We start from the raw sequence: 22,082 nt of genomic DNA on the forward strand, positions 1-22,082 counted from the left end.
TGTAAGCGCTTGATGATACTTTTGCTTCGGCACGAATCTGCGTAAACGCAAACCGCACCGCGCACACGCATCAAGCGCCCACACTTATCGGTTGTTCAGTTGTTAAAGAGCGGCACTGCGAACTGCCTTTACTGCCAGCGCCGTGCAACTTGCGTGTCACGCCGCCTTGCTAATCTTGTCTTGCAACCTGCTTGCCTTGCTTCGTCTGCCGCTGTGTCAGCAGCAGAGAAACGAGATTATGAAGAAGTTTTTTAACGCTGTCAAGTCAGCCCGCTTCGCTTTTCCGTTTTTCGATCAACCTGTTTCGTTGACCGGGATCCCGAAGCCGCGCGTCGCGCCAAACCTCAGAACCGCTCCGGATAAGCGCGTTTTCTGAAAAAACCCCTCAGAAAACAACCACTTGACCTAACTTTCTTCACTTCGTCTCGCTGCCGTTTCAGCAACAGAGGGACGAGATTATGAAGAAGTTTTTTCAGCGTGTCAAATCAATCCGCTTCGCTACCGTTTGCAGCCAACCAACCACTCGTTGACCGGGATTCCTCCGCCGCGCCTTACGCGCCAAGCTCCGGAACCACCTCGGCAGCCGCTTCGCCCAAAACCAAAACCCAGGCAAAGCACGCACTGACCAGACCTTTCTTCACTACCCTGCTTGCTCGGTGCCTACTTCGCTGTCGCTTTTGCGTAAAGCGTTTCAACTGCCGAGCCAATAACTATAGCACAGGGTTTCTACCGAATGCAAATAGGGACCGATGAATCGTTACGCCTCCGTGAAGAAACGGTGGAATTTTGGTGACGCACCCAGGCGTCCACGCGACGATACCTCCCCTCCCTCATCTCCTCTATATATAGGGGCCCGTCCCCTCATGTCTCTTATAGACGAAGCTCCGTCGTCTCCTTGATCTGCTGCAGGGCAAAGAACGACCGCATGTCCACCACCGCCGGGTGCTGCATCAACGTATCCATGGCGAAACGCGAGAAGTGGGCCAGGTCCGCCACCTGTATGCGCAACAGATAGTCCATGTCTCCGGACATGGCGTAGCACTCGACCACCTCGGGCCACTGCTGCACGGCACTGGCGAAATCGGCCATGGGCGCGTGGCTGCCCGCCACATGCTTGTTCAGGCGGATGGACACGTAGGCCAGCAGGCCCAGCCCCACCCTTTCGGCGTCGACCAAAGCGACATAGCGCTTGATGTACCCCTGCTCCTCCAGGCGGCGCACCCGGCGCAGGCAAGGGCTGGGCGATAGCGAAACGCGCTCGGCCAGCTCCTGGTTGCTGAGCCGGCCATCCCGCTGCAACTCCGCCAGAATTCTTCGATCTGTCCTATCCAGCTCTACTTCAGCCATTGGATGCCTCACAACTTTGAATCAAAGCAATATTATTGCTCTGATTCAGACTGCAATGGCCATTTTCGCAATCGCCTGCCCGGCACTTCTCCCTACAATCTCGGTTTCGTACCCATCAATGCGACACGGCAATACACCAATAAGGGAGAGCAGACATGGAAAGCGGTTTTCAGCCTTGGGACAACCCCATGGGCACATCGGGGTTCGAGTTCATCGAGTACACCGCCCCCGATCCCATCGCATTGCGCAAGGTATTCGAGCTGCTGGGCTTCAAGGCCATCGCCCGGCACCGCCACAAGGACGTCACCCTATATAGGCAGGGCGGCATCAACTTCCTGATCAATGCCGAACCCGACTCCTTCGCGCAGCGCTTCGCCCGCCTGCATGGCCCGTCCATCTGTGCCATCGGCTTTCGCGTGGACGACGCCGCCAAGGCATACAAGCGCGCCCTGGAATTGGGTGCCTGGGGCTTCGACTCGCACAGCGGCCCGATGGAGCTGAACATTCCCGCAATCAAGGGCATCGGCGATTCGCTGATCTATCTGGTCGACCGCTGGCGCGGCAAGCACGGCCACGGCGGCATCGGCGACATCAGCATCTATGACGTGGACTTCGAGCCGATCGACCCCAGCAACGCGCAGGAAGACCTGAGCCACTTCGGCGCCGGCCTGACCCTGGTCGACCACCTGACGCACAACGTGCACAAGGGCCGCATGGCCGAGTGGGCCGAGTTCTACGAGCGCCTGTTCAATTTCCGCGAGGTGCGCTACTTCGACATCGAAGGCAAGGTGACCGGCGTGAAGTCCAAGGCCATGACCTCGCCGTGCGGCAACATCCGCATCCCGATCAACGAGGAAGGCACCGAAGAGAAAGGCCAGATCCAGGAATACCTGGACCTGTACCGCGGCGAAGGCATCCAGCACATCGCCATGGCGACGGACGACATCTACGCGACCATCGAATCGCTGCGCAAGACCGGCGTGGTATTCCTGGATACGCCCGAGACCTACTACGAGCTGTTGGAACGTCGCCTGCCCGGACATGGCGAGCACACCGACCGCCTGCGCCAGAACCGCATCCTGCTGGATGGCGCCCCCGGCGGCGGCCTGTTGCTGCAGATCTTCACCGAGAACCAGATCGGCCCGATCTTCTTCGAGATCATCCAGCGCAAGGGCAACGACGGCTTTGGTGAAGGCAATTTCAAGGCGCTGTTCGAATCCATCGAACTGGACCAGATGCGCCGCGGCGTGGTGAAGTCGGTCGATTGATCCAATGCAAACAGCCGGCGCAACCGCGCCGGCCTGCCATAGACACCGGGCCGCGCGATGCGGCCCGTGCCTTTTGCGGATCAGCGAACCAGCCGATCCTGGAACTGCTTGCGGAACTTGGCCACCTTCGGCGCGATCACGAACTGGCAATAGCCTTGTTCGGGATGCAGGTTGAAGTAGTTGCGGTGGTAGTCCTCGGCCTGCCAGAACGTGGCGGGCGCCAGCACCTTGGTGACGATGGGCGCGTCGTAGACGTGCAGGGCATCGACCTCGGCGATGACGGCCTGGGCCTGTTCGCGCTGCGCGTCGTCCAGCCAGAAGATGGCTGATTCGTATTGCGGGCCGACGTCGTTGCCTTGGCGGCCCGGCGTGGTCGGATCGTGGGTGGCGAAGAACACGCGCAGCAGGTCGCTGTAGGACAGCACCTTGGGATCGAACTCGACGCGCGCCACTTCGATGTGGCCCGTCTGCTTGCCGCAGACCTGCTCGTAGGTGGGGTGTTCGACGTGGCCGCCGCTGTAGCCAGGCAGCACGCTGGTCACGCCGCGCAGGTCCTGGAAGACAGCCTCGACGCACCAGAAGCAACCGCCGCCGAGAATGGCGATTTCGTGGCCGGGTGTGGTTTTCAATTCGGACATGATCTATGACTCCTGTTTGCCCTGCGTGCGATCACCTGGCTGCCGGGACGCCCCTGGATGAACGGCGCCCCCGATGAAGAAGACCGCCTGCCTATGAAAAGGCGTCTTGCCGGATGGCAGCAAGCCCAAGCCGCAGCATGGGGGCAACATGGCTTGCTTCAAGGCTTGGCCTTGGGCGGGGCCAGCGACAGCACCCATTCGGCCAGTTGCTTCGCATCCTGTTCGCTGACGTGATTCTGCGCCGGCATGGGCACCGCGCCCCAGGCGCCGCGCCCGCCGCTGCGGATCTTGTTGGCCAGATACGCCGCCGCCTCGGATTGGCCGGCATAGCGTTCGGCGACGCTGCGCAACGGCGGGCCGACGCGCTTGCTGTCGACCTGGTGGCAGGCCATACAGGCCTTGCTTGCCGCGAGTTTCTGGCCATCTACCTGTTGGGCGCTGGCGGCGCCGGCCGCCAGCAGAATCAGGACGGCCCATGCCGCCCTAGCTTTTATCGAATGCATCCGTAACTGCCCCAAGGCTGGCGGAGCTGGCTAGCTTGCCGAACTTGGCAAGCACGCCGCGCGTGTAGCGTGGCTTGGGCGCCACCCACTGCCGGCGGCGGTCCGCCAATTCTTCGTCGCCGACATTGAGCTGCAGCAGCAGCTTGTGGGCGTCGATGGTAACCGAATCGCCTTCGCGGATCAGCGCGATGACGCCACCCACGAAGGCCTCCGGCGCCACATGGCCCACCACCATGCCCCAGGTGCCACCGGAGAACCGGCCGTCGGTGATCAGGCCGACCGTCTCGCCCAGGCCCTGTCCGATCAGCGCGGAAGTCGGCGCCAGCATCTCGCGCATGCCGGGCCCGCCCTTGGGCCCTTCGTAGCGGATGACGACCACGTCTCCATGCTGGATCCGCCGCGCCATGATGGCCGCCATGGCGTCGTCCTCGGAATCGAAGACGCGGGCCGGCCCCGTGATGACGGGATTCTTCAGGCCGGTGATCTTGGCCACGCAGCCTTCGGGCGCCAGATTGCCCTTGAGGATGGCCAGGTGCCCCTGCGGATACAGGGCGCGGTCGATCGGCATGATCACGTCCTGGTCGGGGGACGGCGCCGAGGGCACGCCGGCCAGCGTTTCGGCGATGGTCTTGCCGGTGATGGTGATGCAGTCGCCATGCAGCAACCCGGCATCCAGCAGCAGCTTCATCACCTGGGGAATGCCCCCCGCGCGATGCAGGTCGGTGGCGACGTACTTGCCCGACGGCTTGAGATCGCAGATGACGGGCACGCGCAGGCGGATGCGCTCGAAGTCGTCGATAGTCCATTCGACTTCCGCCGCATGGGCAATGGCCAGGAAATGCAGCACGGCGTTGGTGGAGCCCCCGGTGGCCATGATGACGGACACGGCATTCTCGATGGAACGGCGCGTGATGATGTCGCGCGGCCGCACGCCGCGCCGGACGGCGTCCACCAGCACCCGAGCCGATTCGGCGGCCGAGGCGACCTTTTCCTCGTCCTCGTTGGCCATGGTGCTGGAATACGGCAGGCTCATGCCCATGGCCTCGAAGGCCGAGCTCATGGTGTTGGCGGTGTACATGCCGCCGCACGAACCCGAGCCCGGGATGGCGCATTGCTCGATCTGCTTGAAATCGTGCTCGTCCATGCGGCCCATGGTGTATTCGCCGACGGCCTCGAACACCGACACGATGGTGAGATCCTTGCCCTGGTAGCGGCCCGGCTTGATGGTGCCGCCATATACGTAGATGCCGGGCACGTTCGTGCGCGCCAGCGCGATCATGCCGCCGGGCATGTTCTTGTCGCAGCCGCCGATGACCACCACGCCGTCCATCCACTGCCCCTGCGCGGCGGTCTCGATACAGTCGGCGATGACTTCACGCGAGACCAGCGAGTACTTCATGCCTTCGGTGCCCATCGACATGCCGTCGGAAATGGTGGGCGTGCCGAACACCTGCGGGTTCGCCTTCGCCGCGCGCACGGCCTCGATGGCGGCGTCGGCCAGGCGCTGCAGGCCGCTGTTGCAGGGCGTGATGGTGGAATGGCCGTTGGCCACGCCTATCATGGGATTCTCGAAATCGGCTTCCCGGTAACCGAGCGCGTAGTACATTGCGCGATTCGGCGCACGTGCAACGCCGTGAGTGATGTGGCGGGAACGTTCGTTGTGCGGCATGGTCTCGTCTCCTCGCGGGTTTGGATTTGCCTGCAACATGGCGGCCGGACCGGGCGCCTGCCGGTTATTATCGGACAACTTTTTCTGCCGGGCGGAACATGCTTCAGTATCCCCAATTCGATCCCATCGCCATCCGCATCGGACCCCTGGCGGTCCACTGGTACGGCCTGATGTACCTGGTGGGCTTCGCCTCCGCCTATCTGCTGGGCCGCTGGCGCATCGTGCGCGGCCACACCACCTTCATGACCGTGCGCGACCTGGAAGACCTGACGTTCTATACGGTGCTGGGCGTGGTGCTGGGCGGACGCCTGGGCTACGTGCTGTTCTACAAACCTTCGTACTACCTGGCGCATCCGATCGAGATCTTCTACCTGTGGGAAGGCGGCATGGCCTTCCACGGCGGCCTGCTGGGCGTGATCCTGGTGATGTTCCTGTTCGCGCGCAAGAAGGGCGTGTCGATGTTCACGCTGAGCGACTTCGTGGCGCCACTGATTCCGCCCGCGCTGGCTGCGGGGCGGCTGGGCAACTTCATCAACGGGGAACTGTGGGGCCGTCCCACGGACGTGCCGTGGGCCATGGTGTTTCCGCAGTCGGGCGACGGCCTGGCGCGCCACCCGTCGCAGTTGTACGAACTGGGCCTGGAAGGGATCGTGCTGTTCCTGATCCTGTGGGGCTTCTCTGCCAAGCCGCGCAAGACCGGCCAGGTCAGCGCGCTGTTCCTGATCTTCTACGGACTGTTCCGCTTCCTGGTGGAATTCACCCGCGAACCCGACGGCTTCCTGGGCCTGCTGGCGGCCGGCCTGAGCATGGGGCAATGGCTGTCGCTGCCGATGGTGATCATCGGCGCGATCCTGTTTGCCGTGTTTACTGCAAGGAAATCGTCCCGCTGACGGAGACGGTGACGGTGACCTCGCCGGCTTCCAGCGGAACGTCGGCGGCGCGGGCATCCCCGGCCTTGGCCATCATCATGGGCGCGGGCGCGCGCGCCATCGGCTGCGGGCCACCCGTGCCACCCAGCTCGATGCGCATGATGCGGTAACCCGAGAAGCCGAAGGCATTGGCCGCGGCCACCGCGCGCTCGCGGAAGGCTTGGGCAGCCTGTGTCAGCAGCTTGCGCTCTTCGGCCTCGCGCGCCTCGCGCGACAGCAGGAAGCCGATGTTGGAGATGGCCGTCTTGTCGCTGAGCTTGGACGCCAGCGCGGAAGCCTTCGCAAAATCCTTGGACTGCAGCACGATCTCGCCCTGGCCGCGCCAGCCGGTGACCTTGCCCTTGTTGTCGGTGTTGGGCCAGACGTTGAAGCCGCCCGTGCGCACGTCGATGCCCTCGTTGCCCTTCGCGCGCTTGACCGCGTCTTCGAGCGCGGCCGTCAGGCGCTGGCCAGCGGTTGGCTGATCGGGCGCCTCGACCTCGGCCGACAGCGAAATACGCACGGTGTCCTGCATGACCTCGGACGACGCCGCTGCCTGCAGCGACATGCGCGGCGCGCGGCCTTCCCTGCCATGCTCGCCACCGGGCCCGGGGCGCGCCTCGGGTTCGGCGCCGGGCGCCACCGGAGAGGGCGCCGCGGGCTGGGCCGATACGGCAGCGCAGGAGAGCAGGCTCAGAGCCAATGCCGTGCGGCACGCGAGGGCGAGCTTGTTCGACAGAAACGCGGGGAGTCTGGACATGAGAAGACCTGTGGAGGAAAGTGCGCGGCGGGCGTCATGCCTGAAGGCGCGCGACACAACGCCACCGCTGAGGGTCGGCGGCCTGCAGTTGCAGGCCGCCGGATAGATGCCCCGCCTGTGCCGTCTAGGCCGGCATCTCGAACCCTGAGGTTCAAGTCGGCCGCGATTGGCGGAACCTTGGGTTCGTCTGCGAAGAGACGATCACGCCAGTTCCAGCACTCTCGCAACCTATATGCCGTAAGACATAGGTTCAGAGAATATATGGCCGAGTCACGAACACGGCAGGGACAAACCGAGAATACAGCAAGAATGCCGACATTGCTGCTTCAGGACGTTGCTTAAAGCAGCTTTTCCTGGCCGGACAGCGCGTCGTCCAGCATGGCATTCATTTCGTCGATTTTAGCTTTGAAGTCGCCAACCGCCAAACCGCCCAGCGGGCCGTCCGGCGCCTTCAAGCCCAGCAGTTCGCCAGCAATGGACAGCGCGGCCATGACGGCGATGCGCTCGTTGCTGGTGATCTTGCCGGTGCCCTGGATGCGCAGCATCAGTTGATCGACATGGCGGACCGCGGCCATCAGGGTGGGCTTTTCCTCGGCCGAGCAGGCCAGGGAGTAATCGCGGCCAAGAATAGAGACGTCGACGCGTTCCATCAGGGTTGCTCTCCTACGGAAGCGCCGCCGCCGGGCAGGCGGGCCAGCACGGCATCGATGCGTTCGCGGGCGGTGGAGGCGGCGTTGCGCAGGCGCTGCATGTCGGAATCGCGCGCTTGAGCATGGGCCTCGAGCGCCTGGCGCTGGGCGGTTTCCTGGGCCAGTTGCTGACGCAGCGAGTCTTCGACCTGGCGGGCGTCGGCCTTCAATTCGGTGGCGGCAGTGTCGTGCGCCTGCAGCCTTTCGCGCAGGGCCGACAGTTCGGCGTCACGGTCGGCGCAGCGCTGAAGCAGCGCGCGCTGCTGCGCTTCGCTGTCGTTCAGGCGAGCACGCAACGCATCGCGTTCGGCATGAAGCTGTCGCGTGCGCTGCACCAGTTGCCCGAGACGGGCGGCGAGATGATCTAGGTCTTGCAGCATGGGCGCTATCGTATACCAAGAGCGCCCGAATCGGGGCGCTACCAAAAGTCGGAGAACAAGCGCAATATCCGGTAGGATTCTGTGTTGAAAGCATTCTTGCACCCGCCTCTCAACGGCTTTCCGTCAGCTTTCTATCTGCTTTCACTAACCTTTCATTACGCCATCAAATCGCGTTTCGCGCGTTCAAATAGACCCGAGAGTTCCCTAATTCGCGGGAAAACCCTGACAAATACCATAACAACCAGGGTTCTCAGTCGGCCCCCCCTCCATTACCATTCGCGCTTCCAAAACCAAGCTGGAACACCAAGAACAAGTGGCGCTTTCGAAGTGCCCGTTTTGCCCACCGCCAATGATGCACAGGGCCTTTTCCTCCCTATGACATGCTGTAATCAGGAGCCAACCAATCATGCAGCTACGCAATAAACAGGACTTCTGGTCCGGGGTGATGTTCATCGCCCTCGGATTGGGATTCGCCTGGCAAGCCACCAGCTATCAGATGGGAACCGCCGCCCGTATGGGTCCCGGCTACTTCCCCTTCTGGCTCGGCCTGGTCCTTGCCCTCTTGGGCGCGGTCGTTCTTCTGGGTTCGCTCTCCAAGAAGGCCACCGAGACCTCCGTCGACAAGTTCGACTGGCGCATCGTCGCCCTGGTGATTGGTTCCGTCGTCCTGTACGCGGTGATCCTGCGCCCCCTGGGCGTGTACATCTCGGTGGCCGTCCTGGTCATCGTCAGCAGCCTTGCCAGCCATGAGTTCAGCTGGAAAGTGGCTGTCGGCAACGCGATTTTCCTGGTGGTGTTTTCGTACCTGGCCTTCATCAAGGGCCTGGGACTGATCTTCCCGCTGTGGCCGTCGTTCCTGGGCGCAAACTGAGGAGGCACCCCAAATGGAATTGTTCGATAACCTGATGCTGGGTTTCTCGGTCGCGTTCACGCCCGAAAACCTGGCGTATGCCCTGCTGGGCTGCATTCTGGGCACGCTGATCGGCGTGCTGCCGGGGATCGGCCCCGTGCCGACCATCGCCATGCTGCTGCCCATCACCTACGTGCTGCCCCCGGTGGCCGGCCTGATCATGCTGGCCGGTATCTACTACGGCGCGCAATACGGCGGTTCGACCACGGCCATTCTCGTGGCGCTGCCAGGCGAGACATCCGCGGTGGTGACGGTGCTGGACGGTCACCAGATGGCGCGTAACGGCCGTGCGGGCGCCGCCCTGGCCATCGCGGCGCTCGGCTCGTTCTTCGCCGGTTGCGTGGCCACCGTGCTGCTGGCCGCCTTCGCGCCCCCGCTGGCCGAAGTCGCCTTCCAGTTCGGTCCCGCCGAATACTTCTCGCTGATGGTACTGGGCCTGGTGGGCGCCGTGGTGCTGGCCTCGGGCTCGCTGCCCAAGGCCATCGCCATGATCGTGCTGGGCCTGCTGCTGGGCATGGTCGGCACCGACGTCAACTCGGGCGTCGCCCGCTACGACTTCGGGATCCCCGAACTGCAGGACGGCATCGACTTCGCCATCGTGGCCATGGGCGTGTTCGGCTTCGCCGAAATCATGACCAACCTCGAGCAGAAGGAAAACCGCGTCGACATCACCGACAAGATCGGTTCGCTGTACCCGAACAAGCAGGAGTTCAAGGAAGCCGCGCCCGCCGTGCTGCGCGGCACCGCCCTGGGTTCGTCCCTGGGCATCCTGCCGGGCGGCGGCGCCGTGCTGTCGTCGTTCGCGTCCTACACGCTGGAAAAGAAGATCTCGAAGAACCCCGAGCGCTTCGGCAAGGGCCACCCCGCCGGCCTGGCGGGCCCCGAGTCGGCCAACAACGCGGCGGCGCAGACGTCCTTCATCCCGCTGCTGACGCTGGGTATCCCGGGCAACGCGGTGATGGCGCTGATGGTCGGCGCAATGACCATCCACAACATCCAGCCGGGCCCGCAGGTCATGACCAGCCACCCCGAGCTGTTCTGGGGCCTGATCGCCTCGATGTGGATCGGCAACCTGATGCTGGTGGTGCTGAACCTGCCGCTGATCGGCCTGTGGGTCAAGCTGCTGAAGGTGCCCTACCGTGTGCTGTTCCCCGCCATTCTGGTGTTCTGCACGATCGGTGTGTACTCGTTGAACTACAACACGTTCGACATCTTCACGACCGCGATCTTCGGCATCATCGGCTACGTGTGGAGCAAGCTGAAGTGCGAAGGCGCGCCGCTGCTGCTGGGCCTGGTGCTGGGCCCCATGATGGAAGAGAACTTCCGCCGTGCCCTGCTGCTGTCGCGTGGCGACTACACGACCTTCGTGACGCGTCCGCTGTCGGCCTCGCTGCTGGCCTTCGCCGTGATCCTGGTGATTCTGGTGGCCCTGCCGTCGATCCGCAAGAAGCGCGAAGAGACCTTCGTCGAAGAAGACTGAGCAACGGTTTTCGCCCGGCGCGCGCACGATGCGCGCGTCTCTTCGAAGCCCTGGCCCGCCAGGGCTTTTTGCTTTTCCGTTGGTCTGGTTTTTTCGTCAATTGCCAGGAAATATCTGTAAATAAAACGAAGTATTTCCACGAGTCGGGTAAGCTAGGGGTTTACCCGACGCACTGACATCGTCATGACGTTCGACTGGACCAACCCCTATCCCTCGTCGCGGGCCCCTGTCTTTGCCCGCAACCTGGTCGCCACTTCGCAGCCCCTGGCCGCGCAGGCAGGGCTGCGCATGCTGGCGCTGGGCGGCAACGCCGTCGACGCCGCCATCGCCGCGGCGGCCGCGCTCGCCATCACGGAACCCGTCGGCAACGGCCTGGGCTCCGATTGCTACATCCTGGTGTGGGACGGCGCCCGCATGCACGGCCTGGACGCCTCAGGCACCGCGCCTGGCGCCTGGAGCACCAACTACTTCCGATCGCGCCACCAAGGCCGCATTCCGGCCCGCGGCTGGGACAGCGTGACCGTGCCCGGCGCCATCGCCGGCTGGGCGGCGCTGCACGAACGGCTGGGCAGCCTGTCGTTCGCCACGCTGCTCGAACCCGCCATCGAATATGCGGAACGTGGCTATGCAGTCACGCCCGCGGTACAGCGCAAATGGGCCGCACAGGTCGACCTGCTGCAATCCATGCCAGGCTTCGCCGATCACTTCATGCCGCGCGGCCGCGCGCCCACGATCGGCGAGCACTTCTCGCTGCGCTGTGCGGCCGATACGCTGCGACGCGTGGCCCAGACGGCCGGCCGCGACTTCTACGAGGGCGAGACCGCGCACAAGCTGGTGGCGCATGCCCAGGCCCACGACGCGGTGCTGACGCTGAACGATCTGCGCGGCTATGCACCGCGCTGGGTCGATCCCATCGCCCAGCCCTACCGCGGCCACGTGCTGCACCAGTTGCCATCCGAAGGCCATGCGCATGGCGTGGCGTCGCTGGCCACCATGGGCATCCTGCAGCACTTCGATCTGGCCGCGCATGCACCGGACCATCCCGACGTGCATCACCTGATGATCGAAGCGGTGAAGCTGGCACTGTCCGACATCCCCGAAAGCCGTGATTCGCTGCTGGATCCCGCGCGGCTGGCCGCCTGCGCCGCGGCCATCGATCCCAAGCGCGCGCAACCCTTCGCACTGGGCCGCGCGCCGCAGGGCGGCACCGTGCACATCAGCGCCGCGGACCGCCAGGGCATGATGGTCAGCCTGGTGCAATCCAATCACATCGGCTTCGGCTCAGGCGTGGTCGTGCCGGGCACCGGCGTCAGCCTGCACAACCGCGGCTACGCGTTCTCGGCCGACCCCGCGCATGCGCATTCGGTGGCGGGCGGCAAACGACCTGGCCACGCCAGCACGCCCCTGCTGCTGACGCGCTCGGGCGCACCGCTGGCCAGCCTGGGCGTGATGGGCGGCAACATGCAGCCGCAAGGCCACGTGCAGACATTGGTGCGCATGGTCGATCACGGCCAGCAGCCGCAGGCAGCCTGCGACGCGCCGCGCTGGCGCTGGACGCACGGCATGTCGGTCGACGCCGAACCCACGATGTCCGTCGCCCTGGTCGAGGCGCTGTGCGCACGCGGCCATGCGGTCGAGCGCGCGCGCGATCCGCACGCCGATTTCGGCTCGGGCCAGTTCGTGTGGCGACTGGGCGACCCTGCCGTGCAAGGCTATGTGGGCGCCAGCGATGGCCGCCGCGACGGCCTTGCCGCGGGTCTCTGACGCAGGACGATTTCACGCCGCCGAGCAGGTGCGACAGCCATGGCATGGCCCCCGCTCGCACCGGGCTTCCTCCCCCGCGCCGATTGCTCGCGTTGCAAGGCGCCGGCTGTGCGCCCGTTGCACGGCGCCCGTTGCACGGCGCCTGTTTATACTACCGAGCTGTCCTGTGGGCAGGCGGCGCGGCCACGATTCGTGGCGCGCCCGTCTTGTCCATGGCATCGCCCATACTGCCCGCGCCATCGTTGTCCGGCGACGGGCCTGCGCCTCATTCCTGCGCGTTCGCGCATCCCAACCGGAGACTTCTTCCATGGCATCCATCGGTTCCAAGAGCTACGACACGGTCGCCCCCCAGAAGGTCGCTTTTCTCGGACTCGGCGTCATGGGCCTGCCCATGGCCGGGCACCTGGCCCGCGCGGGCCACGAGGTGACCGTCTACAACCGCAGCCCGGCCAAAGCCCAGGCCTGGAGCCAGGAATTCGGCGGCAAGGCCGCAGCGACGCCGCGTGAAGCCGCCGCCGGCGCGCAGATCGTGTTCGCCTGCGTGGGCAACGACGACGACCTGCGCAGCGTGGTGCTGGGCAATGACGGCGCATTCGCCGGCATGGACCGCGGCGCGGTGTTCGTCGACCACACCACCGCCTCGGCCAACGTGGCGCGCGAGCTCTATGCAAAGGCCAAGGAACTGGGCCTGAACTTCATCGATGCCCCCGTCTCGGGCGGCCAGGCCGGCGCCGTCAACGGCGTGCTGACCGTCATGTGCGGCGGCGAGCCCGAGGCGTTCGACAGCGTGAAACCCGTGGCGCAGGCCTTCGGCCGCGCGGTCACGCTGGTGGGCGCGCCCGGCGCGGGCCAGTTGGCCAAGATGGTCAACCAGATCTGCATCGCGGGCGTGGTGCAGGGCCTGTCGGAAGCCATCGCGTTCGGCCAGGCCGCCGACCTGGACATGAAGCTGGTGCTGGACGTCATCAGCAAGGGCGCGGCGCAAAGCTGGCAGATGGAGAACCGCGGCGCCACCATGGTCGATGACAAGTTCGACTTCGGCTTCGCCGTGGACTGGATGCGCAAGGACCTGGGCCTGGTGCTGGACGAAGCGCGCACCAATGGCGCGCGCCTGCCGCTGACCGCGGTGGTGGACCAGTTCTACGGCGACGTCCAGAAGCTGGGCGGCGGACGCTGGGACACGTCCAGCCTGATCAAGCGCCTGCGCTGAGCGAGGCGCCGGGGCGAGCCTGCAACGGACCCGCCCTTTGACGGCATCAGGCCGCCACGGCCTCGCCGGCTGCCGCCAGGTCCAGCGCATCGATGCGCTGCCTGGCCAACGCGACGCCTTCCTGCACGGCCAGTTCGCCCATCGCCATGCCTTCGGCGGCGATGAACGTCGGCTCCATGCCCAGGAAATTCAGCATCTGGCGCAGATACGGCGTGACGTTGTCGTCCGGCGTGCCTTCGGCCTTGCCGCCCCGCGAGATCAGCACGACCACCTGCTTGCCCTTCACCAGGCCTTCCGGCACGCCTTGCTCGGTATAGCGAAAGGTGATGCCGGCGCGCGCGACGTAGTCGATGTAGCTCTTCAGTTGCGCGGGCAGGTTGAAGTTATACACAGGCACGGCAAAGACGATGCGGTCGGCATCGAACAGTTCGGCGACCAGGCTGTCGCTGAACGCCACCACCTCGCGCTGCTCGGCGGTGCGGGCATCGGCGGGCGTGAACAGGGCACCAACGGTGTTGCCGTCGAAATACGGCACGGGTTGATTGGCAAGGTCGCGCACGACGACGGCGCCATCCGGATCGAACTGGCGGGTACGGGCGACGAAATGGTCCGCCAGTTCCTTGGAATGCGAGCGATCACCCAGGATCGACGACAGAATCAGCAGGGTCTTCATAGAACAATCTCCAGAGTTCGGGGCGGATCGGGTCCGCCGCAGCCATGGATGTCACTCTACGGGGCTTAATTATTCCCATAAACCCATGTAAGATGAACTCCGCGTTCCAAAATTAGAACAGTAGTCATCATGCAAGACCTGAACGATCTCTATTACTTCGCGCAGGTGGTCGAGCAAGGCGGTTTCAGCGCCGCCGCGCGGACACTCGACATTCCCAAGTCGCGCCTGTCACGCCGCATCTCGCAGTTGGAAGAGCGGCTGGGCGTACGCCTGCTGCAGCGGACCACACGCCGGCTGCGCCTGACCACGGCGGGCGAACGGTATCTGCGCTATTGCCTGGAAATGACGGCCTCGGCACGTGCGGCGGAAGACGCCATGCGGCAGTTGCAGGCCGAGCCGTCGGGTCCGGTCGTGGTGAGTTGTCCCGTGTCGCTGGCGCAGACCACGCTGGCCCCCCTGCTTCCCGAGTTCCTGGATACCTGGCCCGCGGTATCGGTGCAGATGCTGGTGACCAACCGCCGCGTCGACCTGATCCGCGAAGGCGTGGATCTGGCGCTGCGCGTGCGAGAGCGGCTGGATACCGATGCGGAACTGGTGGTGCGCCACCTGGGCACGGCCAGCGGCACGCTGGTGGCCAGTCCCGCCTATCTGCAGCGCTACGGCATGCCCGAAACACCGCAAGACCTCATGGCCCACACCACGCTGAGTTTCAGCGAGCCCCAGGAGGAAGTGCGCTGGCGGCTGTACAACACGCACGATGAGGAAACCGAAGTCGTGCTGCGTCCGCAGTTGTGCTGCAACGACTTCATCGTGCTCACTCAGGCCGCGGTGCGGGGTCGGGGGATTTCATTGTTGCCATCCGAGGCGACGCGTGAAGAAACACGGCGCGGACAACTTGTGCGGGTGCTGCCGGACTGGCGCTCGCCCGAAGGAATCGTGCACTGCATCTATCCTTCGCGGCGGGGCATGATGCCGGCCGTACGCGCGCTGGTGGACTTTCTGTCGGAGCGGATGCCGCAAGCCTACCGGCTGATCGACACCCCGTCCGATCCCAACTGAAAAAAGGCGTGCCCGCGGGCGGTCGAGCCCATCTCCTGCGCGCGGGCAGCGTTCCTGGAATCAAGCCGGCTGCGCCACTGCCGCGGCCTTGCGGCGGCGGATGACGCGGTGCACGTGCGCGCCGACCTGCAGCGCGATCAGCAGGAAGCTGGCCGCCACGAACCAGGCGCTGATGGGGCGCTCCACGAAAATTCCCATATCGCCGCGCGACAGCAACAGGGCGCGGCGGAAGTTCTCTTCCACCATGGGGCCCAGCACGAAACCCAGCAGGATGGGCGCGACCGAGAATTCCAGCCACATGAGAATGGCGCCGATCACACCGAAGGCCAGCACTTCCCAGATCTGGAAGAGGCTGTTCTGCGTGCTGTACACCCCCACCGCGATGAAGAACAGCGCGGACGGGAACAGATAGCGGTACGGCACCTGCAGCAGCTTGACCCAGACGCCGATCAGCGGCACGTTCAGCACCATCAGCAGCAGGTTGCCGATCCAGAAGCTGGCGATCAGGCCCCAGAAGATGTCCGGATGCTCGGTGATCAACTGCGGGCCGGGCTGGATACCCTGGATCAGCAGCGCGCCCAGGATCAGCGCCATGACCGCATCACCGGGAATGCCCAGGCTCATGGTCGGGATGAAGTCGACCTGCGTCTTCGAGTGCGACGACGCTTCGGGCGAAGCCACACCGGCGATCATGCCGGTGCCGAACTTCTCGGGCGTACGCGAGATCTTGCGCTCCAGCGCGTAGGACACGAACGTGGTGATGGTCGGCCCCGTGCCCGGCATGGCGCCGAACAGCGTACCCACCAGCGTGCCGCGCACCATCGGCAGGAATGCCTCTTTCAGTTCCGCCTTGCTGGGCCGCATGTCGCGCACGCGCAGCTTGGTGTTGGTGCTGATGGCGGCCATGCGGTTGGCGCTCATGAGGAAGTCGGCCACGCCGAACAGGCCCATGGAAATCGCCACCAGTTCCAGGCCATCGGACAGGTCGATCAAGCCGAACGAGAAGCGGATGGTGCCGGTGTTGACGTCGGTGCCGACACAGCCGCACAGCAGGCCGAACAGCGTCATGGCCACGCCTTTGAGCGGCGAGCCGCGCGACATGGTGGCGCCGGCCAGCAGGCCCAGCAGCATGATGGAGAAGATCTCCGTCGGGCCGAACTTGAACGCGATCTCGACCAGCAGCGGCGAGGCGAAGATCATCACGATGATGCCCACCGATGCCGCGAAGAACGAGCAGATCATCGTGATGCCCAGCGCGGTTCCTCCCTTGCCCTTCCGGGTCATGGGATAGCCGTCCAGGCAGGTCACCGCGTGCGGCGGATGCGAAGGCAGGTTCAGCAGGATGGCGCCGATGGCGCCGCCGTATTGCGAGCCGTAGAAGATGCCGGCCAGCATCAGGATGGCGGGCACGGGCTGCATGACGTAGGTCAGCGGCAGCAGGATCGAGATGGCCGACAGCGCGCCCATGCCCGGCAGCACCCCGATGAGGTTGCCCACCAGGACGCCGAAGAACGACCACATCAGGTTATGCAGTTGGAACGCGACGCCGAAGCCGAACCAGAGGTCATGCAAGGATTGCGAAATCATGGCTTCAGCCCCACGTGAACAGCGGAAGCTGCAACTGCAACGCCCACCAGAAGACAACGGTTGCGATGACGCACATGGCCACCGCCAGCAGCAGGACCTGCTTCACGGTGTTGGTGCGATCGCCCAGGCCGCAGATGAACACGGCGAAGAAGGTGGCCGGAAGCAGGCCGCCGTAATGGCCGAACAGCAGGAAGGCCAAGGTGCCGCCGATGATGCAGACGGCGCCGCGCAGATCGGGGAAATCCGAGGGGTGCGCGTGTTGGGCCGCCTCTTCAGCGCCGGCCTCGGGGGCTGGCTTCTGCCCACGCGCCGAGGCCGCGATCATCAGGCCGACCAGCGCCAGCAAGGCGCCGATGGACGCGGGGAAGAACCCGGGGCCCATGTGCGAGAGCGAACCGATGTGATAGTTGAAGGCCGCATAGATGGCGGACAAGCCGACGAGAACCATCAAGGCCCCGCCGTAATAATCCTTCTTGAATGATGCTGCGTGCTGCATATCTCCTCCTCGCGCTTACCGCTGCGCTGGTTCGTGATACCGGCGCCATTCACGGAAGGCGCGGCAATCCGCTGGAACACGGGATCGCCAGGAGAATACGTAGCGAAGCTGGTGATTCGCTTTCTATGCGCTGTCGGGTTCCTGAATCGTCGGGAAATCCCTGATAAGCGGCATCCATAAAACGGCGGCAAGGCCTACGCCGCCGTCGGAATTGGGTTCGCCATCGCGCAACTCGATGTCGCCATCGTTGCGCCGCGCATAGGCGCGCGCGATGGAAAGACCCAGGCCGGAGCCGCTTGCCGAATGCGACCGGTCGGCGCCGACGCGGTCGAAACGCGCGAACGCGCGCTTGCGCAACGCAACCGGAATGCCCGGCCCGTTGTCGGACACGATCACCTCGCCGCGCTCGGCATGGCGTACCACCGAGACCGTGATGCGCGCGCCGACGGGCGCATAGCGGATCGCGTTGTGGACCAGGTTGGACAGGGCCTCGTGCAACTCGGCTTCGCTACCCCAGACGGGCACCACGTCTTCCTGCTCGTCGCCCGCCTGCGCTTGTTCTTCTTCGCCACGCGCGTCGACCCAGCCCAGGTCCTGCTGGCGCTCATGCGCCAGCGGCAGGTGCTGCAGCACGACCTCGCGCGCCACGTTGTTCAGGTCGCAACGCTCGCGCGGCGTGGCCTCGCCCTGATTGGCATGTGCCAGCGACAGCAGTTGTTCGGTCAGGCGGCGGGTGCGGCCCAGTTGATCGACGATGGCGCGCAGGCCTTCCTGCGCACGCACCGGATCGGGCTCGCGCAGCGCGTACTGCGCCTGCGTCAGCATGATGGCCAGCGGGGTGCGCAACTGATGCGACGCGTCGGCCAGGAACTGCGATTGCTCGTCCAGCACGCGCCGATAGCGCGCGATGTGATGATTGACGGCCTCGACCAGCGGCGTGACCTCGCTGGGCACACGCGTCGCATCCAGCGGCGTCAGGTCGTCGGGCCGCCGCGCACGGATGTCGTTGCGCAGCCTGACCAGCGGCTTGACCGCCCACACCACGCCCCACCACACCAGCAGGGCGACCAGCGCCAGCATGCGCGCGTCGCGCAGGATCTCCTGGCGCTGCGCGCTGGCTTCCGCCGCCTGGCGCTTGCCGATGCTTTCGGCCACCACCACCAGCACCTGCCGGTGCTGCCCGCGGTAATACAGATCGCGCAGCACGGCCACCGCGCGCACCGGATCATTGCGGTAGACCGCGTCGAAGAACAGCGGATCGCCGTTGCCCTTCGGCCAATAAGGCAGGCGCGGCATTTCGGGCATGCCGGCCAAGGTGCGGCCTTGGTCGGGCACGGCGACATCCTTGCCTGTCTCGACCGGCGGATCGATCTCTTCGATGCGGAAGTACTTGCGCAGGCCCGCGCGCGACTCCAGCATGACCTGCGCGTACAGCGGCGTGGCCACCTGCAGGGTGCCCTCGGCCGAGAACTCGACGCTGCTTTCGAGGACGCGCGCGGGTTCGAGCAGCGCAGAGTCGTAGGCTTCGTTGGTGATGGAGGACAGGGTGCGATAGTCGTTCCAGCTGTCGATGACCAGCAGCAGGATGACGCCCGGCATCAGCAGTGTGATGAGCACCGCCCGGATGCCGGGCAAGGGCATCCGCGACCGCCTGGGCCAGAGCGGCTTGCCCTTGAAGAGCTTCACGGCTCGGTGGGTTCGCGGGCGACGCTTTCCAGCATGTAGCCCAGGCCGCGCACGGTGACGATGCGCACGTCGCTGCCGGTGAGTTTCTTGCGCAGGCGGTGCAGCACGACCTCGATGGCGTCGAGGTTGGCTTCGCTTTCCTGGGTGAAGACCTTGCCGAACAGGTGGGTCTTGTCCACCGGATAGCCGCTGCGCGTGAGCAGCGCGGCCAGCGCGGCATGTTCGCGCGGCGTGAGGAACAGCAGCGCGCCGTCGAGCGTGAAGGCGCGGCTTTCGCTGTCATAGGACAGCGAACCGCACTGCAGGCGCGGGTGCTGGCGGCCGCGGCTGCGGCGCACCAGCGCCGTGATGCGCGCCTCGAGCTCTTCGAGGGCGAAGGGCTTGGTGAGGAAGTCGTCGGCGCCCAGGTTCAGGCCGCGCACGCGATCCTGCAGGCCGCCCTGGGCGGTCAGCAGCAGGACCGGCGTGCGGTCGTCGCGGTTGCGCATTTCGCGCAGCAACGCCAGGCCGTGCTTGTCGGGCAGGCGCAGGTCGAGCACGATCGCGTCGTACTCGTTGCCTGCCATCAGGCCCTCGGCGGTGCGGGCATCGGGCGCGTGGTCGGGCAGGAACCCGCTTTGCGTCAGGGCGCGGACCAGCCAGGAAGCCATGTCCCGCTCGTCTTCAACCAACAATATGCGCATGACCGTCGTTTTCTGCGGAAGGAATTTCGGAAGAACGCGGACCATGCACGCGCTGGCGCAGGTAGCGGGTTTCGTGGTGCCGGCGGAACAGGATGGCGGACAACTCGTTCAGCGCCTGGGTGTAGACCTCGCGCTTGAACTCGATGACCGCGTCCAGCGGCACCCAATATTGGCTCCAGCGCCAGGCGTCGAACTCGGGATGCTGCGTCGAGCGCAGGCAGACGTCGCAATCGCGACCGACCATGCGCAGCAGGAACCAGATCTGTTTTTGTCCTTTATAGTGGCCACGCCATTCGCGCCGGACGAAGTGGTCCGGAACATTGTAACGCAGCCAATCACGTGTACGTCCCAGAATGCGGACATGCTCGGGCTTGAGGCCCACTTCTTCATGGAGCTCGCGATACATGGCCTGCACGGGGCTTTCTCCGTGCTTGATGCCACCTTGCGGGAATTGCCAGGCATGTTCCCGGATCCGCTTGCCCCAAAAGACCTCGTTTTTGCCGTTGACGAGAATGATGCCGACATTGGGACGGTAGCCTTCGCGATCAAGCATGGGCCACCCCCACCGAATTCAATACAATTACGGTCGATTATACGTACTGGTATCCCCTCTATCTATGCGCGCTTCCCACTACCATCTGAACACCCTGAAAGAAGCCCCCGCCGAGGCAGAAGTCGTCAGCCACCAGCTGATGACGCGCGCCGGGATGATCCGCAAGCTGGCCGGGGGCATCTATACGTACATGCCGGTCGGCCTGCGGGTCATCCGCAAGATCGAGGGGATCATCCGTGACGAAATGAACGCCGCCGGCGCCCTGGAGCTGCTGATGCCGGTGGTCCAGCCCGCCGAGCTGTGGCAGGAATCCGGCCGCTGGACGCAATACGGCGCCGAACTGCTGCGCATGAAGGACCGCCACGACCGCGACTTCGTGCTGCAGCCGACCTCGGAAGAAGTGATTACCGACATCGCCCGCAACGAGATCCACAGCTACCGCCAGTTGCCGGTCAATTTCTATCACATCCAGACCAAGTTCCGGGACGAGCGCCGTCCCCGCTTCGGCCTGATGCGCGGCCGCGAATTCACCATGAAGGACGCTTACTCGTTCGACCGCGACGAGGCCGGCGCCCAGAAGAGCTACGACAACATGTACGCGGCCTACATGCGCATCTTCGAGCGCCTGGGGCTGGAATTCCGCGCGGTGGCGGCCGACACCGGCTCGATCGGCGGCACCCGCAGCCACGAATTCCAGGTGATCGCCGACACCGGCGAAGACCTGATCGTCTACAACCCCGATTCCGCCTACGCCGCCAACATCGAGCTGGCCGAGGCCGTGGCCCTGCTGGCCGAACGCGCCGCGCCGGCCGAGGCCCTGCAAGAGACGCCCACCCCGGGCGCCGCCAAGTGCGAGGACGTGGCCAAGCTGCTGGGCCTGCCGCTGGAACGCACCATCAAGTCCATCGTACTGGCCACCGACGCCGAGAAGGAAGGCGAGCCGGCCCGGATCTGGCTGCTGCTCTTGCGCGGCGACCACGAGATGAACGAGGTCAAGGTGGGCAAGCTGCCGGGCCTGAAGGACCACCGCTTCGCCACCGAGGCCGAGATCGTCGACCACTTCGGCTGCAAGCCCGGCTACCTGGGCCCCCTGAAGACCGCGCGCCCGGTGCGCGTCATCGCCGACCGCACGGTGGCCAACATGGCCGACTTCGTGTGCGGCGCCAACCGCGAGGATTTCCACTACACCGGCATGAACTGGGGCCGCGACCTGCCCGAACCCGAATCGGTGGCCGACCTGCGCAACGTCGTGGCGGGCGACCCCTCGCCGGACGGCAACGGCACGCTGGCCATCCAGCGCGGCATCGAAGTCGGCCACGTGTTCTACCTGGGCACCAAGTACTCCGAAGCCCTGAAGGCCACCTTCCTGGACGCCAACGGCAAGCCGGCCGTGCTGGAAATGGGCTGCTACGGCATCGGCGTCACCCGCATCGCGGGCGCGGCCATCGAGCAGAACCACGATGAACGCGGCATTCTCTGGCCCCGCGCAATCGCCCCCTTCGAAGTGGTTATTTGTCCTGTCGGCTGGGGCAAGAGTGAAACCGTCCGTGACACGGCCACCCGCCTGTACGAAGACTTGCGCGCACGCGGCGTCGACGTCATCCTTGACGACCGCGATGCGCGGCCCGGCGTGATGTTCGCCGAATGGGAACTGATCGGCGTGCCGCTGCGCGTAACAGTTGGAGAGCGCGGCCTGAAGGAAGGCGTGGTCGAATTGCAGGCACGCCGGGACGCCGAGGCCAGCCGCATTCCAGCCGACCAGGCGCTGCAGCAAACCCTCGACCGCCTCGATACGCTGTAATATCGCGCCCTCGGCGCC

The 22,082-nt window shown here is 65.1% G+C and carries 21 protein-coding genes and 1 other RNA gene; 8 read left to right on the forward strand and 14 right to left on the reverse strand.

Annotation, left to right across the window (positions count from 1 at the left end):
- Nucleotides 1–870: 870 nt before the first annotated feature.
- Complete coding sequence (locus A7W11_RS17675) at nucleotides 871–1,347, reverse strand: Lrp/AsnC family transcriptional regulator (RefSeq protein ID WP_066416279.1); 477 nt, start codon at nucleotides 1,345–1,347, stop codon at nucleotides 871–873.
- Between the two features lie 155 nt (nucleotides 1,348–1,502).
- On the opposite strand from A7W11_RS17675, the gene hppD reads away from it, so the two are divergent.
- On the forward strand, nucleotides 1,503–2,615 hold the full coding sequence (gene hppD, locus A7W11_RS17680) for a 4-hydroxyphenylpyruvate dioxygenase (RefSeq protein ID WP_066416282.1): 1,113 nt from the start codon (nucleotides 1,503–1,505) through the stop codon (nucleotides 2,613–2,615).
- A gap of 80 nt (nucleotides 2,616–2,695) precedes the next feature.
- On the opposite strand, the gene msrA is transcribed toward hppD, so the two are convergent.
- The 3 genes from msrA to ilvD all read right to left on the reverse strand — a co-directional run bounded on the left by msrA (nucleotide 2,696) and on the right by ilvD (nucleotide 5,425).
- Complete coding sequence (gene msrA, locus A7W11_RS17685) at nucleotides 2,696–3,253, reverse strand: peptide-methionine (S)-S-oxide reductase MsrA (RefSeq protein WP_066416286.1); 558 nt, start codon at nucleotides 3,251–3,253, stop codon at nucleotides 2,696–2,698.
- A gap of 158 nt (nucleotides 3,254–3,411) precedes the next feature.
- On the reverse strand, nucleotides 3,412–3,756 hold the full coding sequence (locus A7W11_RS17690) for a c-type cytochrome (protein ID WP_066416287.1): 345 nt from the start codon (nucleotides 3,754–3,756) through the stop codon (nucleotides 3,412–3,414).
- Complete coding sequence (gene ilvD, locus A7W11_RS17695) at nucleotides 3,737–5,425, reverse strand: dihydroxy-acid dehydratase (protein ID WP_066416295.1); 1,689 nt, start codon at nucleotides 5,423–5,425, stop codon at nucleotides 3,737–3,739. Before ilvD ends, A7W11_RS17690 begins: the two co-directional genes overlap by 20 nt.
- Nucleotides 5,426–5,523: 98 nt before the next feature.
- Here ilvD and lgt point away from each other — a divergent pair, with 98 nt between their 5' ends.
- On the forward strand, nucleotides 5,524–6,315 hold the full coding sequence (gene lgt, locus A7W11_RS17700; RefSeq protein WP_066416306.1) for a prolipoprotein diacylglyceryl transferase: 792 nt from the start codon (nucleotides 5,524–5,526) through the stop codon (nucleotides 6,313–6,315).
- Here lgt and A7W11_RS17705 read toward each other — a convergent pair.
- The 4 genes from A7W11_RS17705 to A7W11_RS17720 all read right to left on the reverse strand — a co-directional run bounded on the left by A7W11_RS17705 (nucleotide 6,290) and on the right by A7W11_RS17720 (nucleotide 8,162).
- Nucleotides 6,290–7,093 carry an SIMPL domain-containing protein gene (locus tag A7W11_RS17705; protein WP_082887326.1) on the reverse strand — a complete coding sequence of 268 codons (804 nt, stop codon included), beginning with the start codon at nucleotides 7,091–7,093 and terminating at the stop codon, nucleotides 6,290–6,292. The two genes, lgt and A7W11_RS17705, sit on opposite strands and share 26 nt — an antisense overlap.
- A 104-nt stretch (nucleotides 7,094–7,197) precedes the next feature.
- A non-coding RNA gene (ssrS, locus tag A7W11_RS17710) (6S RNA) lies at nucleotides 7,198–7,384 on the reverse strand.
- A 47-nt stretch (nucleotides 7,385–7,431) separates the two neighbouring features.
- Nucleotides 7,432–7,743 (reverse strand): cell division protein ZapA, encoded by a 312-nt coding sequence (locus tag A7W11_RS17715; protein WP_066416313.1) that lies wholly within the window; start codon nucleotides 7,741–7,743, stop codon nucleotides 7,432–7,434.
- Nucleotides 7,743–8,162 carry a hypothetical protein gene (locus tag A7W11_RS17720; protein ID WP_066416322.1) on the reverse strand — a complete coding sequence of 140 codons (420 nt, stop codon included), beginning with the start codon at nucleotides 8,160–8,162 and terminating at the stop codon, nucleotides 7,743–7,745. The genes A7W11_RS17715 and A7W11_RS17720 overlap by 1 nt, the downstream gene beginning before the upstream one ends.
- A gap of 406 nt (nucleotides 8,163–8,568) precedes the next feature.
- Between A7W11_RS17720 and A7W11_RS17725 the strand changes: the two genes are divergently transcribed.
- From A7W11_RS17725 to A7W11_RS17740, 4 genes are all read left to right on the forward strand, one after another.
- Nucleotides 8,569–9,033, forward strand: coding sequence for a tripartite tricarboxylate transporter TctB family protein (locus A7W11_RS17725; protein ID WP_066416331.1), 465 nt, complete (start codon nucleotides 8,569–8,571; stop codon nucleotides 9,031–9,033).
- Between the two features lie 13 nt (nucleotides 9,034–9,046).
- The gene (locus A7W11_RS17730; protein ID WP_066416332.1) at nucleotides 9,047–10,552 is read left to right on the forward strand and encodes a tripartite tricarboxylate transporter permease; all 1,506 of its coding nucleotides are present in this window, start codon (nucleotides 9,047–9,049) and stop codon (nucleotides 10,550–10,552) included.
- A 183-nt stretch (nucleotides 10,553–10,735) separates the two neighbouring features.
- The gene (locus A7W11_RS17735) at nucleotides 10,736–12,316 is read left to right on the forward strand and encodes a gamma-glutamyltransferase family protein (protein WP_066416337.1); all 1,581 of its coding nucleotides are present in this window, start codon (nucleotides 10,736–10,738) and stop codon (nucleotides 12,314–12,316) included.
- 307 nt (nucleotides 12,317–12,623) lie between these two features.
- Nucleotides 12,624–13,526, forward strand: coding sequence for an NAD(P)-dependent oxidoreductase (locus A7W11_RS17740; protein ID WP_066416339.1), 903 nt, complete (start codon nucleotides 12,624–12,626; stop codon nucleotides 13,524–13,526).
- 46 nt (nucleotides 13,527–13,572) lie between these two features.
- On the opposite strand, the gene A7W11_RS17745 is transcribed toward A7W11_RS17740, so the two are convergent.
- Nucleotides 13,573–14,199: an FMN-dependent NADH-azoreductase gene (locus tag A7W11_RS17745; protein ID WP_066416341.1), complete on the reverse strand. Its 627-nt coding sequence runs from the start codon at nucleotides 14,197–14,199 to the stop codon at nucleotides 13,573–13,575.
- A 129-nt stretch (nucleotides 14,200–14,328) separates the two neighbouring features.
- On the opposite strand from A7W11_RS17745, the gene A7W11_RS17750 reads away from it, so the two are divergent.
- Nucleotides 14,329–15,258, forward strand: a complete 930-nt coding sequence (locus tag A7W11_RS17750) for a LysR family transcriptional regulator (RefSeq protein WP_066416344.1) — start codon at nucleotides 14,329–14,331, stop codon at nucleotides 15,256–15,258.
- Between the two features lie 60 nt (nucleotides 15,259–15,318).
- Here A7W11_RS17750 and A7W11_RS17755 read toward each other — a convergent pair whose 3' ends face one another.
- The 5 genes from A7W11_RS17755 to A7W11_RS17775 all read right to left on the reverse strand — a co-directional run bounded on the left by A7W11_RS17755 (nucleotide 15,319) and on the right by A7W11_RS17775 (nucleotide 20,263).
- Nucleotides 15,319–16,845: a tripartite tricarboxylate transporter permease gene (locus A7W11_RS17755; protein WP_066416347.1), complete on the reverse strand. Its 1,527-nt coding sequence runs from the start codon at nucleotides 16,843–16,845 to the stop codon at nucleotides 15,319–15,321.
- Between the two features lie 4 nt (nucleotides 16,846–16,849).
- Nucleotides 16,850–17,341 (reverse strand): tripartite tricarboxylate transporter TctB family protein, encoded by a 492-nt coding sequence (locus A7W11_RS17760; RefSeq protein WP_173678828.1) that lies wholly within the window; start codon nucleotides 17,339–17,341, stop codon nucleotides 16,850–16,852.
- Nucleotides 17,342–17,464: 123 nt separating this feature from the next.
- On the reverse strand, nucleotides 17,465–18,982 hold the full coding sequence (locus A7W11_RS17765) for a sensor histidine kinase (protein ID WP_156523138.1): 1,518 nt from the start codon (nucleotides 18,980–18,982) through the stop codon (nucleotides 17,465–17,467).
- Between the two features lie 41 nt (nucleotides 18,983–19,023).
- Nucleotides 19,024–19,710, reverse strand: a complete 687-nt coding sequence (locus tag A7W11_RS17770; RefSeq protein ID WP_066416350.1) for a response regulator — start codon at nucleotides 19,708–19,710, stop codon at nucleotides 19,024–19,026.
- Nucleotides 19,691–20,263 (reverse strand): RNA pyrophosphohydrolase, encoded by a 573-nt coding sequence (locus tag A7W11_RS17775; RefSeq protein ID WP_066132219.1) that lies wholly within the window; start codon nucleotides 20,261–20,263, stop codon nucleotides 19,691–19,693. Before A7W11_RS17775 ends, A7W11_RS17770 begins: the two co-directional genes overlap by 20 nt.
- Before the next feature lie 64 nt (nucleotides 20,264–20,327).
- Between A7W11_RS17775 and A7W11_RS17780 the strand changes: the two genes are divergently transcribed.
- Nucleotides 20,328–22,064: a proline--tRNA ligase gene (locus tag A7W11_RS17780; RefSeq protein WP_066416355.1), complete on the forward strand. Its 1,737-nt coding sequence runs from the start codon at nucleotides 20,328–20,330 to the stop codon at nucleotides 22,062–22,064.
- Nucleotides 22,065–22,082 lie beyond the last annotated feature (18 nt).

It is taken from the genome of Bordetella ansorpii (assembly GCF_900078315.1).
Lineage (GTDB): Bacteria > Pseudomonadota > Gammaproteobacteria > Burkholderiales > Burkholderiaceae_B > Bordetella > Bordetella ansorpii.